Annotated in this window: 14 protein-coding genes; 8 read left to right on the forward strand and 6 right to left on the reverse strand. The window is 63.5% G+C overall.

The window, feature by feature from the left end:
* Window position 1: 1 nt before the first annotated feature.
* Both PO860_RS02430 and PO860_RS02435 read right to left on the reverse strand, forming a co-directional pair.
* Window positions 2-460 (reverse strand): type II toxin-antitoxin system VapC family toxin, encoded by a 459-nt coding sequence (locus tag PO860_RS02430; RefSeq protein ID WP_183605837.1) that lies wholly within the window; start codon window positions 458-460, stop codon window positions 2-4.
* The gene (locus PO860_RS02435) at window positions 457-720 is read right to left on the reverse strand and encodes a type II toxin-antitoxin system Phd/YefM family antitoxin (RefSeq protein ID WP_183605838.1); all 264 of its coding nucleotides are present in this window, start codon (window positions 718-720) and stop codon (window positions 457-459) included. Before PO860_RS02435 ends, PO860_RS02430 begins: the two co-directional genes overlap by 4 nt.
* A gap of 353 nt (window positions 721-1,073) precedes the next feature.
* Between PO860_RS02435 and ileS the strand changes: the two genes are divergently transcribed.
* The gene (gene ileS, locus PO860_RS02440; protein ID WP_273883460.1) at window positions 1,074-3,965 is read left to right on the forward strand and encodes an isoleucine--tRNA ligase; all 2,892 of its coding nucleotides are present in this window, start codon (window positions 1,074-1,076) and stop codon (window positions 3,963-3,965) included.
* 131 nt (window positions 3,966-4,096) lie between these two features.
* Window positions 4,097-4,726, forward strand: coding sequence for a hypothetical protein (locus tag PO860_RS02445; protein WP_183605840.1), 630 nt, complete (start codon window positions 4,097-4,099; stop codon window positions 4,724-4,726).
* Window positions 4,727-5,037: 311 nt separating this feature from the next.
* On the opposite strand, the gene PO860_RS02450 is transcribed toward PO860_RS02445, so the two are convergent.
* A complete protein-coding gene (locus PO860_RS02450) occupies window positions 5,038-5,475 on the reverse strand; it encodes a nucleoside deaminase (protein ID WP_183606640.1) in 438 nt (145 codons plus the stop codon).
* A 90-nt stretch (window positions 5,476-5,565) separates the two neighbouring features.
* On the opposite strand from PO860_RS02450, the gene PO860_RS02455 reads away from it, so the two are divergent.
* From PO860_RS02455 to PO860_RS02465, 3 genes are read left to right on the forward strand one after another with little or no spacing between them, the layout of a single operon-like run.
* Window positions 5,566-7,578 carry a pseudouridine synthase gene (locus PO860_RS02455; RefSeq protein ID WP_273883459.1) on the forward strand — a complete coding sequence of 671 codons (2,013 nt, stop codon included), beginning with the start codon at window positions 5,566-5,568 and terminating at the stop codon, window positions 7,576-7,578.
* Window positions 7,559-8,119: a 16S rRNA (guanine(966)-N(2))-methyltransferase RsmD gene (rsmD, locus tag PO860_RS02460; protein ID WP_272783019.1), complete on the forward strand. Its 561-nt coding sequence runs from the start codon at window positions 7,559-7,561 to the stop codon at window positions 8,117-8,119. The genes PO860_RS02455 and rsmD overlap by 20 nt, the downstream gene beginning before the upstream one ends.
* Before the next feature lie 13 nt (window positions 8,120-8,132).
* Window positions 8,133-9,014, forward strand: coding sequence for a patatin-like phospholipase family protein (locus PO860_RS02465; protein WP_183605843.1), 882 nt, complete (start codon window positions 8,133-8,135; stop codon window positions 9,012-9,014).
* Here the strand turns inward: PO860_RS02465 and PO860_RS02470 are convergent.
* The 3 genes from PO860_RS02470 to PO860_RS02480 form a co-directional block, all read right to left on the reverse strand.
* Complete coding sequence (locus PO860_RS02470; protein WP_273883458.1) at window positions 9,003-9,482, reverse strand: EVE domain-containing protein; 480 nt, start codon at window positions 9,480-9,482, stop codon at window positions 9,003-9,005. The genes PO860_RS02465 and PO860_RS02470 overlap by 12 nt on opposite strands.
* A 3-nt stretch (window positions 9,483-9,485) precedes the next feature.
* Window positions 9,486-9,857, reverse strand: coding sequence for a VOC family protein (locus PO860_RS02475; protein WP_275038080.1), 372 nt, complete (start codon window positions 9,855-9,857; stop codon window positions 9,486-9,488).
* A gap of 119 nt (window positions 9,858-9,976) precedes the next feature.
* A complete protein-coding gene (locus tag PO860_RS02480) occupies window positions 9,977-11,788 on the reverse strand; it encodes a monovalent cation:proton antiporter-2 (CPA2) family protein (RefSeq protein ID WP_275038081.1) in 1,812 nt (603 codons plus the stop codon).
* Between the two features lie 119 nt (window positions 11,789-11,907).
* Here PO860_RS02480 and PO860_RS02485 point away from each other — a divergent pair, with 119 nt between their 5' ends.
* The 3 genes from PO860_RS02485 to PO860_RS02495 all read left to right on the forward strand — a co-directional run bounded on the left by PO860_RS02485 (window position 11,908) and on the right by PO860_RS02495 (window position 14,514).
* A complete protein-coding gene (locus tag PO860_RS02485) occupies window positions 11,908-13,254 on the forward strand; it encodes a TldD/PmbA family protein (protein ID WP_273880310.1) in 1,347 nt (448 codons plus the stop codon).
* Window positions 13,255-13,393: 139 nt separating this feature from the next.
* Window positions 13,394-14,194, forward strand: coding sequence for a 3'(2'),5'-bisphosphate nucleotidase CysQ (locus PO860_RS02490; RefSeq protein ID WP_273883455.1), 801 nt, complete (start codon window positions 13,394-13,396; stop codon window positions 14,192-14,194).
* Between the two features lie 71 nt (window positions 14,195-14,265).
* Window positions 14,266-14,514 (forward strand): DUF4170 domain-containing protein, encoded by a 249-nt coding sequence (locus PO860_RS02495; protein ID WP_273883454.1) that lies wholly within the window; start codon window positions 14,266-14,268, stop codon window positions 14,512-14,514.
* Window positions 14,515-14,692: the final 178 nt, after the last annotated feature.

The following is a 14,692-nucleotide window of genomic DNA, read 5'->3' on the forward strand; positions in this document are numbered from 1 at the left end:
GTTATTTCCGGCTCAACGGAAATTGACCGGGATCGTTGGTCCATGGATCGAAGATTGCCGCGCCGGAGAAGCGCGTATCTCTGACGTTGCGGGTGACCAGATAGAGATTGTGCTCGATTGCCGTGGCCGCCAGCATCGTATCGACAACCGACGGCGCATGTCCGGTCCTGAGTTTCACGCGTCCCGAAATGACGCCCCAATGCCTGACGGCTGCGTCGCTCAACGAAAGAACACGTTGCGAAAACCTCTCCTCCAGTGCATCGCGGGAGGCCGCATAGCGATAGCGGTTCTGATCGTCCTCAGGCAGGTTTTCGATGCCTTTGTCATATTCCGCCAGCGTGAGAATGCTGATGAACATCCCCTCCTCGTCTTGAGCCGTAGCCCAGGATTTGACGGAGGGTGCGCCGTTCGGATTGATCAGCGCCGCAATGACATTGGTATCGAGCAGCCAGCCGATCACAGCTCGGCATCTCGCCCGGAATCGGCCTCTCGCTCAAGGTCGAGCTCTTTGAGATCCAGGCTCTCCATGAAGGCGACCAAAGGCTTCTTAGGCTCGGCTTTGGTCAACTGGTCGAGTTCTTCGACGCTGATGACGACGACGCTGTCCCGGCCGCGAACCGTCACGCGCTGTGGTCCTTCGCTGTGGGCGCGGCGAACCACCTCGCTGAAGCGCGCTTTCGCGTCCTCGAGCTTCCAGCTTTGCTTCGTCACTTTTTTCATGCGTCTATGCCCGCGACAGAAACTGGTCAGATAGTCAGATCATACCGCATGCTGCAAGCGTTTTCCAGCCACCTGCCTTCTTCAGAGAATGCATTTGCGGCAATTCCCGCCACCGATGAGGATTGCCGGCGCGCGAATTCTTCTCTTCCTTTTCCCGGCAAAAACGCCTATGAACCGGCGCTATGACGAAATTTCGGCTGGCGATCACGATGCGAATTATCGGCCCGGCCTTCCGCGCGCGCTAAGCGGCCGGGAGGTCCGGGTTTTCAGCGCTCGGATATGAGCGCTTCCGTCACCAGCTTTTTCACGCCCGTTGCGCCCCTTTCTGGGCCGCCAGAAACGATTGTCCCGATATGACCGACACATCCGAAAAGATCGATTATTCGAAGACCCTCTATTTGCCCGAAACCGATTTCCCGATGCGCGCCGGCCTGCCGCAGAAGGAGCCGGAGCTCGTCAAGCGCTGGCAGGAGATGGGTCTCTACAAGAAACTGCGCGCTTCCGCCGCCGGCCGCGAGAAATTCGTGCTGCACGACGGCCCGCCCTATGCCAATGGCAACATCCATATCGGCCACGCGCTGAACAAGATCCTCAAGGACGTCATCAACCGCTCGTTCCAGATGCGCGGTTACGATGCCAATTACGTGCCCGGCTGGGATTGCCACGGCCTGCCGATCGAATGGAAGATCGAGGAAAAGTATCGCGAGAAGGGCAAGAACAAGGACGAGGTCCCGGTCAACGAATTCCGCCGGGAATGCCGTGAATTCGCCACCGGCTGGATCAAGGTCCAGGCGGAAGAGTTCAAGCGTCTCGGCATCGAGGGCGACTTCGACAATCCCTATACGACGATGAACTTCCACGCGGAATCGCGCATCGCCGGCGAACTCCTGAAGATCGCCGCCAGCGGTCAGCTCTACCGCGGCTCCAAGCCGATCATGTGGTCGGTCGTCGAGCGCACCGCGCTGGCCGAGGCCGAGGTCGAATACCAGGACCACGAGAGCGATACGATCTGGGTGAAATTCCCCGTCGTCGAAGGTCCGGCCGCGCTCAAGGATGCGTTCGTGGTCATCTGGACGACCACGCCCTGGACGATCCCCGGCAACCGCGCGGTTTCCTTTTCCGCGCGTGTTTCCTACGGGCTCTATGAAGTAACGGCCGCCGAGAATGATTTTGGCCCGCGTCCCGGCGAGAGGCTGATCTTTGCCGATAAGCTGGCCGAGGAATCCTTCGCCAAGGCCAAGCTGCAGTACAAGCGCCTGAGCGATGTCTCTGCGGCGGACTTCGCCGCGATGACCTGCGCCCATCCCTTCAAGGGTCTCGACGGCGGCTATGAATTCGCCGTGCCGCTGCTCGATGGCGATCATGTCACCGATGATGCCGGCACCGGCTTCGTGCACACCGCTCCCAGCCACGGCCGCGAAGACTTCGATGCCTGGATGTCGGCTGTCCGCACGCTCGAGGCCCGTGGCATCGAGACCAAGATCCCGTTCCCGGTCGACGACGGCGGCTTCTACACATCGGACGCCCCCGGCTTCGAGGGCGCCCGCGTCATCGACGATAACGGCAAGAAGGGTGATGCCAACGACCGCGTCATCAAGGAGCTGATCGCCCGTGGCGCGCTCTTTGCCCGCGGCCGGCTGAAGCATCAGTATCCGCATTCCTGGCGCTCGAAGAAGCCGGTCATCTTCCGCAACACGCCGCAATGGTTCGTCTATATGGACAAGACCCTTGCCGACGGCACGACGCTGCGCTCGCGCGCCCTGAGCGCGATCGACGACACCCGTTTCGTGCCCGCCGCCGGCCAGAACCGCCTGCGCGCCATGATCGAGGGCCGCCCGGACTGGGTTCTTTCCCGTCAAAGGGCATGGGGCGTGCCGATCGCCGTCTTTGCCGACGAGCAGGGCGAGGTCCTGGTCGATGACGCCGTCAACCAGCGCATTCTCGAAGCCTTCGAACACGAGGGCGCCGACGCCTGGTTCGCCGAAGGTGCCAAGGAGCGGTTCCTCGGCAACGACCACGACCATGCCCGCTGGACGCAGGTCATGGATATCCTCGACGTCTGGTTCGACTCGGGCTCGACGCACACCTTCACGCTGGAAGACCGCCCCGACTTGAAGTGGCCGGCCGATCTCTATCTCGAAGGGTCCGATCAGCATCGCGGCTGGTTCCATTCGTCGCTCTTGGAATCGGCTGCCACCCGCGGCCGCGCGCCCTACAACGCCGTCCTCACCCATGGTTTCACCATGGACGAGAAGGGCGAGAAGATGTCGAAGTCGAAGGGCAACGTCACCGCTCCACAGGAGGTGATGAAGGACGCCGGCGCCGATATCCTGCGCCTCTGGGTCATGACCTCGGATTATGCCGACGACCTGCGCGTCGGCAAGACGATCATCCAGACCAATGTCGACGCCTATCGCAAGCTGCGCAACACCATCCGCTGGATGCTCGGCACGCTCGCCCACGACAAGGGCGAGGAGATCGCGCTCGCCGATCTGCCGGAGTTGGAGCAGCTGATGCTGCACCGGCTTGCCGAGCTCGACGAACTGGTGCGCGAGAACTACGACAGCTTCGACTTCAAGAAGATCGCCAGGGCGCTGATCGATTTCGCCAATGTCGAGCTTTCGGCCTTCTATTTCGATGTCCGCAAGGACTCGCTCTATTGCGACGCGCCGTCGAGCCTGCGCCGGCGCGCCAGCCTGCACGTCATCCGGCAGATCTTCGATTGCATGGTGACCTGGCTCGCTCCGATGCTGCCCTTCACCACCGAGGAGGCATGGCTGTCGCGCAACCCGTCCGCCGTTTCCGTGCATCTGGAGCAGTTTGCCCCGGTTGCCAAGGAATGGCGCAACGATGCCCTGGCCGAGAAGTGGAAGAAGATCCGGACGGTCCGCTCGGTAGTCACGGGCGCTCTGGAAATCGAGCGCAAGGACAAGCGCATCGGCTCTTCGCTGGAGGCGGCTCCCGTCGTCTTCATCGCCGATCCGGAACTGATGAAGGCGCTCGAAGGCCAGGACTTCACCGAAGTCTGCATCACCTCGGCGATCGAGATCAAGGCCGGCGAAGGCCCGGCGGAGGCCTTCCGCCTTGCCGAAGTGCCTGAGGTCAGCGTCGTGCCGAAGCTGGCAGAGGGTGAAAAATGCGCCCGCTCCTGGCGCATCACCAAGGATGTCGGTTCCGATCCGGACTATCCCGATGTTTCCGCGCGTGACGCTGCCGCCTTGCGCGAACTCGGCATCGGCGCTTGAAGATATTTGCCGGGTGAATTGCGTTTTCGCGGTTCATCCGGTAAAAGCTGCCTGAAAATGGCCGGATTTTTGCGTCAGGGGGACGGTTGTCCGGTTGGGCAACGATTGCACCGGTGGCTGGAAGGGTTTTCATGTTCGCAACGCATTGGTTCCGTATGGGCGCCTGCCTGTCTGTTGTCATGGCGGGATGCTCTCTGGTGTCCAGCTGCGCCAGCAGCCCGACCTACGGCACCGACAAGACCGCCATGGAGCAGTTGACCGACGATCTCGGTCAGTCCGTGTCGTTGACCGGGCCGGACCCGAAGAACAAGGGTGTCAAGTACACGCCGCGCCCGACGCTGGTGCTGCCGGCCCAGGCGCAGAAGGAGACCCTCGTTGCGCCGCAGCCGACGGTCGCCGACAAGGACAATCCGCAATGGATTGAATCGCCGGAGGAAACCCGCGCCCGCCTGGTTTCGGAGGCCGATGCGAACTCGGACAATCCGAATTACCGCTCCCCGCTCGCGAGTTCTGCCATCGAAGGCGGCCGACGCACGACGGAAGCCCAGACCAAGGCCTATCGTGAAGCCCGCGCCCTGCAGAAGGGCTCCTACATCGATCAGCGCCGCTATATTTCAGATCCGCCGCCCGGCTACCGCACCGTCGACGATCCGGCAAAGCTCGATGATGTCGGCGAACCCGAGCTCAAGAAGCAGAAGAAGCGCAAGAAGGACGCGGCGGTCGCCAACAGCGGCAATCAGTGGTGGAACTTCCTGCAATAGCAGTTTTTTTAGGACCGCTGTCTGCTGACTCAATGTGACGCGACATCGCCGGCACAGGAGATCGTCGAGAGCAACCCCTCATCCGGCTGCCGCCACCTTCTCCCCGCTCGCGGGGCGAAGGGACCAAGCCGCACCTCTCCGCTCCCATCTCGCTCTCGCAGGGCACTTCCCTCACCCCGTTTTTACGGGGTCCGAAGGACGGGTCGAGACGAGTGGCTCGACCCCGGTAAGGTTAGGGTGAGGGGCAGCCACTCGCACAAACCGGACGTAGCGCGGGCAGGGATGGCGGTGCTGCGCAGAACTGTTGCGAATTATGGCGCCTCTCTCCGTTGCGAAAAGAATCTCCGTAAGATCTCGGCTGATTGCACCTCGTTGAAGCCGGAGTAGACCTCCGGGGCATGGTGGCAGGTCGGTTGCGCATAGAATCGCACGCCATTGTCGACGCCGCCGCCCTTCGGGTCCTCGGCGCCGTAATAGAGCCGGCGGATACGCGCAAACGAGATGGCTGCCGCGCACATGGTGCAGGGCTCGAGCGTCACGTAGAGATCGGCGCCGACAAGGCGCTCTTGTCCGAGCGCTTCGCAGGCGAGCCGGATTGCGGCGATTTCGGCGTGTGCGGTCACGTCATTGAGCTCGCGGGTGCGGTTTCCCGCGCGTGAAACGGCAATGTCGTCGATAACGACGACGGCGCCGATCGGCACCTCGCCGCGTTCTCCGGCGGCATGCGCTTCTGCAAGCGCCATCTCCATGAAACGATTTGTCTTCACGATCGCAAGAATTTCCACTTAACCGCAGATGCGTGACCTGATAGACAGGCCCAAAAGGCAGGCAAACAACAAATGACACCCAAAGACAAGCCAAAACGCCCGGGCGCAAAGCCGTTTTCACGGGACACCGAGCCGAAGACCGGCGCGAAGCCGGGCGGCGCCAAGCCGGCAAAGGCTTCGGTCGCCGCCGAGACCGATGGCGACGCGAAGGCGGAACGTATTTCTAAGGTGATGGCACGCGCCGGCGTTGCCTCCCGTCGTGACATCGAACGCATGATCATGGAAGGCCGCGTGACGTTGAACGGCAGGGTTCTCGACACCCCGGTCGTCAACGTCACGCTTGCCGATCGCATCGAGGTCGACGGCGTGCCGATCCGCGGCATCGAGCGCACCAGGCTGTGGCTCTATCATAAGCCGGCGGGCCTCGTGACCACCAATGCCGATCCGGAAGGCCGCGCGACCGTCTTCGACAACCTGCCGGAAGAATTGCCGCGCGTCATGTCGATCGGCCGCCTCGATATCAACACCGAGGGCCTGCTGCTCTTGACCAATGACGGCGGTCTCGCCCGCGCGCTGGAATTGCCGGCGACCGGCTGGCTGCGCCGCTACCGTGTCCGCGCCCATGGCGAGATCGATCAGGATGCGCTCGACAAGCTGAAGGATGGCATCGCCGTCGACGGCGTGCTCTATGGCTCGATCGAGGCGACGCTCGACCGCACCCAGGGCTCGAACGTCTGGATCACCATGGGCCTTCGCGAAGGCAAGAACCGCGAAATCAAGAATGTGCTCGGCGCGCTCGGCCTCGACGTCAATCGGCTGATCCGCATTTCCTATGGCCCGTTCCAGCTCGGCGATTTGCCGGAAGGCCATGTCGTCGAAGTGCGCGGCCGCACGCTGCGCGACCAGCTCGGCCCGCGCTTGATCGAGGAAGCCAAGGCGAATTTCGACGCGCCGATCTACAATGCGCCGGCCGTTGCGGCCGAGGAAGAGGCAGAGCCCGCGGTGCCGGAAAAGCGCGAGCGTCCGCGCCGCGACGAGGACAAGCGCGAACGGGCGCTGAGCCGCCTCGACACCAAGCGCGACGACCGCCACGGTGGCGGGCGCAGAGATGACGATCGCCGCGACGGCGGCCGCAGGGATGACGACAAGCCCAAGCGTCCCCAGCCGCTCGGCCAGCGTCGCAGCGCCAATGTCTGGATGGCGCCGGGCGCCCGGCCGCTCGGCGAAAAGGCAGCGGCGAAGGCCGCCAAGAATGCGCAGACCGCACGCAAGCGCGGCGAGTTGGCGCCGGCAAAAGGCACTGGTTTCGATCGCATCGAGGATCGCCCGCGCACGCAGGTGAACCGTGTGCGCGAAGAGGATGGCGAATGGATCCGCTCGAGCGAGCAGCCCCGTCGCAAGGATGAGGGCGAAGGCGCCGGCCGCAAGCGCTCCTTCGGGGATCGCCCCGCCCGCGAAGACCGCGGTTTTGGCGACCGCCCGGCGCGTGGTGAACGCCGCCCCCGCGAAGGCGGAGACGAACGCCCGCGCACCAGAAGCTCCGCCGGCGAAGGCCGTTCGGAGCGCCCGCGCGGCGACCGGCCTTTCGGTGATCGTCCCTCGCGTGGCGATCGCCTCTTCGGCGACAAGCCGCGCGGTGATCGCAAGCCGCGTGGTGATGGTGACGAACGTCCTCGTGCCGCCAGAGCCTCCACCGGTGAGGCCCGCTCGGAGCGTCCGCGCGGCGGCCGGCCTTTCGGTGATCGTCCCTCGCGTGGCGATCGCCCCTTCGGCGACAAGCCGCGTGGTGATCGCAGGCCGCGCGAGGACGGTGATGAACGTCCGCGCGGCGAAAGATCGTTCGGCGACAAGCCTCGGGGTGATAGGCCTGCGGGCGACAAGCCGCGCGGCAAGGGTTTTGGAGCCAAGCCCGGTGGGGCCAAGAATTTTTCCGGCAAGCCGAAGGGCGCCAAGCCGGGCGGTGCCAAATCGGGCGGTGCCAAATCGGGCGGTGATAGGCCAGGCGGAGACAGGCCTGTGGGCGGGCCGTCCAGAGGTGGTGCGAAAGGAAAGGGAATGACGCGCGGTGCGGATCGTCGGCGGTGAGTTTCGCGGACGGCCTCTCGCCGTGCCAAAATCCAACGAGATCCGGCCGACTGCCGACCGGACGCGCGAGAGCCTGTTCAATATATTGAGCCATGCCTATCCGGAATGCGTCGACGGCACCCGGATTCTCGACCTGTTTGCCGGAACCGGCGCCGTCGGCCTCGAAGCCGTTTCGCGCGGCTGTCGCCATGCGCTCTTCGTCGAAAACAGCGTCGAGGGCAGGGCGCTGCTCTGGGAGAACATCGATGCGCTCGGCCTGCACGGCCGCACCCGCATCCTGCGTCGGGATGCGACCGATCTCGGCAGTGTCGGCAATCTCGAACCCTTCGACGTGCTGTTTGCCGACCCGCCCTATGGCAAGGGTCTCGGCGAAAAGGCGATGGCGGCCGCCGCTGAGGGCGGCTGGCTGCGGCCGGGCGCGATTGCGGTGCTCGAAGAACGCGCCGATATTGTCGTTTCCGTCCACCCTTCCTATGTTTTTCTCGAAAACCGCATCTTTGGCGATACGAGGGTGCATTTCTTCCGATATCAGCCGCAATAAGCGGAGGCGGGGCGTGCAGCAGGCGGAGATCATCAGCCCGAAACTGCCTGCGATCAGCGATCTTCCAACGGTCGCTGTCGCTTTCGGCGGCGGCGGCGCGCGCGGGCTTTCCCATATCCATATCATCGAGACGCTCGACGAACTCGGCATCCGGCCGGTGGCCATATCAGGGTCGTCGATGGGCGCGATCATGGGGGCCGGCATGGCGGCCGGCATGTCCGGCGCCGAAATCCGCGAACATGCGCTGGCGACCGTCGGCAACAAGACGGCCGTCATCGCCCGCATCTGGGGTCTGAGGCCGGCGACGGTGCGCGATGCGGTGGCAAAGGGCGTCCGTATCGGCCAGTTCAATCTGGAACGGATCCTCAAGGCCTTCCTGCCGTCCGAGTTGCCGGCCCGCTTCGAGGATCTGCTGGTGCCGATGAAGGTCATCACCACTGATTATTACGGGCAGTGCGAAGTCATCATCGAAGAGGGCGAGCTGTTTCCGGCACTCGCGGCCTCTTCCGCCATTCCCGCCGTCTTCATGCCGGTGCGCCTGCGCGGCCGCGTCATGATCGACGGCGGCATCAGCAATCCGGTGCCCTACGAACCCCTGATGGATCTGGCCGACATCGTCGTCGGCATCGATGTCGTCGGCGCGCCGGAAGGCGACGGCACCCATATTCCAAACCGCATGGAAAGCATCTTCGGCTCCGGCCAGCTGATGATGCAGACGGCGATCACGCTGAAGCTGAAGATCCGTCCGCCGCATATCTTCCTGCGCCCGGCAGTCGGCCGCACCGGCGTCATGGATTTCCTCAAGGCCCGTGAAGTGCTGGCCATGTCGGTCGGCGTCAAGGACGACTTGAAATTCGCCCTCGACCGCGAGATCGAAGCGCGGCTAAAGCGCTAAAGTGCATTGCACGGGAGCCGTTGCATGCTTCCGGGCGATATGCATGCGCGGTTCACCGAGCATCGCTTCGGCTATGAGCTCGGCATCGCCATTGTCGATTTCGAAGAGACCAAAGCGCAATCGATAGCCCCAGCCTCCCCGATCGCTTGTGAAAGACAGCCGGCCGAGCAACGGCCGGATCGGCGTTTCCACGGCTCGCCACCAGGCGACATCGCGCCTCCAGGGGCGGAAACCGGGGTGAACTTCCACCTGATACGCCGCCGTCTCCTCGACCACGCCAATGGCCGTGAACGCCTGCAGGCGATCCTTGCCGCCAAATGTTTCGGTCGGCGAGTAGTAGATGACCAGGTCACCGGGCGCGCTTCGCATCAGCGGAGCGGCCTTGCCATGACAGACCTGCATGAACCCGGCTTCGCGCCCGATGCGGACATGGTTTGCCGATGCGACAGCGATCCAGCTGCGGGACATGTTTCAGTCCTCCGCAAAGGTGTAGACGCGCAGGCGATGCCCGTCGGGATCGGCTGCAACAAAGCTACGGCCGAAATCGAGGTTGGTCGGCGGCAAGAGGATGGTCGCGCCCTTGACTTGCCATTCGGCGTGAAGCGCATCGACCCTATCCGCTGTGGCGACCTTGAAACCGACGTCGCAGCCGCCGCCCATGGCAATCGGCGCGGGCTCCACGCCCGCCTTGCCCCAGAGTCCAAGGGCCAGGCCCGAAGGCAGGATGAACATCGCGAAGGTCGGGCTGAGCTCAACCGGATCCTGCCCGAGCAGTTGGCCATAAAAGCCGGCGCTTTTGGGCGCGTCGGCTACGAAAAGGAGAATGCTGTTGCTGTCGATCATGGTGAGCCTCCTGTTTGGGTCAGGAGGCTCGTCTACAGAGACATGCTGACAGATTCTGGCAGTAGCCTTGCCTCTGCCGCCGTTCAATCGGCCCAAGCTTGCCACGTCCCGGAGTTGATTTATGCGTCCGCCGTCGCATCCGCAGTGCCCGCCAGCGGATCGTCCTCGAAGGCATCGCTAGCGCGTTTCGGCTTGACCAGCGGCTCGGGGCGAACGGGGTGGGAAAACAGCATGTCGCGCCCGGCCTGCAATCCTTCGGAAACCTGCAGCACCAGACGCGCCTCGTCGCGCTTGCGGATATCCTCGCCGATTTCATAGGCGTCGACCTCGGGAACGCCGAGCGCCTCCAGCGTCCGCCGTCCGAACAGCAGGCCGGATTCCAGCGTTTCGCGCAGTTCGTAATCGACGCCCTTGTTGCGCAGTTCGATCGAATGGATGCGGTCGTAGGAGCGCACGTAGAGCCGCGTGTGTGGATAGTCCGCCTGCACCAGCTCCACCACCTCGTCGGTGATTTCTTTCTTCTGGGTGCAGACGAGCACGATCTTTGCCCGGTCGATGCCGGCCGAGCGCAGCACGTCCTTGCGGGTGCCGTCGCCGAAATAGATGCGGAAACCGAAGGAGGAGGCCTGCCGGATGCGGTCGGCCGAAAAATCGATGACGGTGACGCTGCGCCCGCCGGCAAGCAGGATCTGGGCGGCGATCTGGCCGAAACGGGAGAAGCCGACCATCAGCACGTCGGCGCCCGCACCCTCGAAATCCTCGTCCAATTCCTCACGCGCGTCGCCGCGCAGGAGCCGCTTCGAAAGGGCCGCCCCGATCGGCGTCAGCGCCATGGAGAGCGTGACGATCGCGACCAGCAGCGATGCCGTGCTCGTCGACATCAGCCCTGAGGTCCCCGCCGTGGTGAACAGCACGAAGCCGAATTCGCCGCCCTGCGGCAGCAGGAAGGCGATGCGGATCGCATCGTCATGCGAAGAACCCGAGATCCGGCAGAGCCCGTAGATGATGATCGCCTTGACGGCCATGACGATCGGCACGGTGACGATGACGAAGAGCGCGTTGTCCAAGAGAACGTCGAGCTCCAGCGACAGGCCGACGGCGATAAAGAAGATGGCGAGCAGGACGCCGCGGAAGGGCTCGATATCCGCCTCCAGCTCGTGCCGGTAGGAGGATTCGGCCAACATCACGCCGGACAGGAAGGCACCCATCGCCATTGAAAGCCCGGCAAGCTGCATCAGGCTCGCCGAGCCCATGACGACGAAGAGGGCGGCGGCGATCATCGCCTCGCGCGCGCCAGTCCGGGCGATGATCTGGAAGAGCGGCGTCAGCAGGTAGCGCCCCATGACGATCATCGCCGCGACGGCGCCGATGGCGACCGTAAAACCGAGCAGCGGCGCGTTGCTGCCCTTGCCGCCGTCGAGAATGGTGATCAGCGCTAAGAGCGGCACGATCGCCAGGTCCTGGAACAACAGCATCGAGAAGGAGCGCTGCCCATATCTCGTATTGACGTCGCCGTCGCCGTCGAGGATCTGCATGGCGAAGGCGGTCGAAGACAGTGCCAGGCCAAATCCGGCGACGATACTGCCGCGCCAGTCGAAAACGTGGGAAAACCAGGCGAGCGCGGTCAGCGCCAGCCCGGTCACCACCACCTGCGCCGTGCCGAGGCCGAAAATGTCGCGCCGCATCTGCCACAGGCGGCTGGGTTTCAGCTCCAGCCCGATGATGAAGAGCAGGAAGACCACACCGAGTTCGGCGACGTTGAGGATCTGTTCGCCATCGGTGATGCCGTGAAAAACCGGGCCGATGACGATGCCGGCGGCGAGATAGCCGAGCACGGTGCCGAGCCCGAGCTTCTTGAAGATCGGCGCGGCGACCACGGCTCCGCCGAGCAGCAGGATCGTTTCGGAAAAAAGGGCATTGGGCGCTGACATGCTGGCGATTTCTTTCGACGGCGGGGAACATGCGGGCAGCCCAGATAAAGAATCGGTGGCGGCGGCCTTGATGCTTGGGAGAGTGCACAATAAATGGAAGCCGAAGGAAAGGCCAAATCATGTCCTCTGAAATCGATTCCTCGACACTTCTTTCCCGCGCAAGTCAATTGATCGATCTGGCCAGGAAGGCAGGGGCCGACGCCGCCGACGCCGTCGTCGTCCGGTCGCGCTCGCAATCGGTGAGCGTCCGCCTCGGCAAGGTCGAGGGGACGGAATCCTCCGAAAGCGACGATTTTTCGCTGCGCGTCTTCATCGGCAAGCGCGTTGCCAGCGTTTCGGCCAATCCGGGCTTCGATCTGCAGGCGCTGGCCGAACGCGCCGTCGCCATGGCCAAGGTCTCGCCGGAGGACCCCTTCGCCTGCCTGGCGGATGAGGCGAGCCTGTCGAAATCCTATCCCGACCTGCAATTGCTCGATACCACCGAGGTCTCCTCGGAGAGGCTGCGCGAGGCAGGCCTTGCCGCCGAGGCAGCCGCCCTTGCGGTCAAGGGTGTCACCAATTCTTCCGGCGCCGGCGCATCGGCCGGCATGGGCGGCCTGGTTCTTGCCACCTCGCACGGTTTTGCGGGCAGCTACATGGCCTCGCGTTTTGGCCATTCCGTCAGCGTCATCGCAGGCGAAGGCACCGGCATGGAGCGCGATTATGATTTCGACAGCCGCCTCTACTATGCCGAGCTCGACGATCCCGCTGAAATCGGCCGCCGCGCCGGCGAACGGGTGGTAAAGCGCGTCAACCCTCGCCAGGTGCCGACCGGCAAGGACGTCACCGTCATCTTCGACCCGCGCGTCGCCCGCGGCTTCGTCGGCCATATCGCCGGCGCGATCAACGGCGCTGCCGTCGCCCGCAAGTCCAGCTTCCTGCGCGACAGGATGGGTCAGCAGGTGCTGAAGTCGGGCCTGTCGATATCAGACGATCCCTTGGTCGTGCGCGGCCCTTCCTCGCGGCCCTTCGACGGCGAGGGCGTGTCGGGCGAGCGGCTCGTCATGATCGAGGACGGGGTCTTGAAGCACTGGTTCCTCTCGACCTCGACCGCGCGCGAGCTGGGTCTGGACACCAACGGCCGCGGCGTGCGCGGCGGCACATCAGTCTCGCCTTCCTCCACCAACCTTGCGCTGGAACCCGGCGACATCTCGCCGGAGGAGCTGATCCGCAGCGTCGGCAACGGTTTTTATGTCACCGAATTGATCGGCCACGGCGTCAATATGATCACCGGCGAATACAGCCGCGGCGCCACCGGCTTCTGGATCGAGAACGGCGAACTGACTTTCCCGGTGTCCGAGGTGACGATCGCCTCGAACCTCAAGGACATGTTCATGCGCCTGACGCCGGCAAACGACATAGACCGCAAATTCGGCGTCGCCGCCCCGACCTTCGCCATCGAAGGCATGACGCTGGCAGGGCGCTAGAGCAATTCCAGCAAAAGTGTGTAGCGGTTTTGCGTCCGGAATTGCGTAAAAATAAAGAGATAGAGCATGATGCCGAAAAGTGTGCGCGGCTTTCGGACGACATCATGCTCTAACGAGAATTCAGAAACGGATTGATCGGATGAGCGACATGGAGAAAGCCCGCTGGCAGAGCGATCTCAAGCTGATCGCCGATGCTGCGAAAGAGGCGGGTGCGGTCGCTTACGGCTTTTTCAACCAATCGCCCGAGGTCTGGTGGAAGAACGGGGATCGCTCCCCCGTCAGCGCCGCCGATTTTGCCGCCAACAAGACGCTCGAGACCATTCTGCGCAAGGCCCGGCCGGATTACGGCTGGCTCTCGGAAGAAACCGACGACGATGCCGACCGTCTCGCGCGCGCGACGGTGTTCATCATCGATCCGATCGACGGCACGCGCGCCTTCCTCGGCGGGCAAAATGTCTGGTGCGTGAGCGTCGCGGTCGTTCATCGCGGCCGGCCGGTGGCCGGCGTGCTCTATGCCCCGGCGCTCGAAGAACTCTATGAGGCCGTCGAGGGCGGGGTGGCGATGAAGAATGGCGTGCCGCTCGCCGTCTCCGCCGCAGGAGCAGATGAGACGAGCCGCCTTGCGATCGGCGAGGACCTGTTGGCGACCTTCCCGCCGGAGTTCCGCGCCCGGGTCACGCGCCAGAAATACATTCCCTCGCTCGCCTATCGCATCGCCATGGTGGCGGACGGTCGTCTCGAAGGCACCTTCGTCAAGAGCAATTCGCATGATTGGGACCTTGCCGCCGCCGATCTGATTCTCACCTGCGCCGGCGGCGGTCTCGTCGATCTCGAAGGCCGGCCGGTCGTCTACAACAGCGCCGACGTTACCCACAAGGTCCTCTGCGCAGCACCGACGCCCCGCATCGATGAATTCCTCGCGGCCTTTGCGGGACGATGAGACAGTTGACGTTTCCGTCGAAATCCCGCAGATGGGATGGCGGAGGAGAATAGGCAGAAAGAGAACAAAAAATGAGTGAATCCGGTGACAAGAAGCAGCTTTTGCATCTCGTTTTTGGCGGCGAACTGGAAAGCCTCGATGACGTCCAGTTCCGTGATCTGAACGGTCTCGATATCGTCGGCATTTTCCCGGATTATGCCACGGCGCTGACGGCCTGGAAGGCGAAGGCGCAGCAGACGGTCGACAATGCGCATATGCGCTACTTCATCGTCCACATGCATCGTTTGCTCGATCCGCAGGAAAAGGCCAGAGGCAACTGACCTCGGCTAGCGACCCCGGCCAAGGCCATCCGCAAGTGCCGCCGGCGACCGTTCGGCGAGCAGGGCTTTCGCGCATCGGGCGCCCGTCGTTCCGGATTGTCTGACGCATTCTGAACAAATTGATCGGTCATTGCGGCCGCAACGATAATGAGGGAATGGGTTTGATGTCGATCTTGGA

This window comes from Rhizobium binxianense (assembly GCF_028994275.1).
In the GTDB taxonomy this organism is placed as follows: domain Bacteria; phylum Pseudomonadota; class Alphaproteobacteria; order Rhizobiales; family Rhizobiaceae; genus Rhizobium; species Rhizobium binxianense.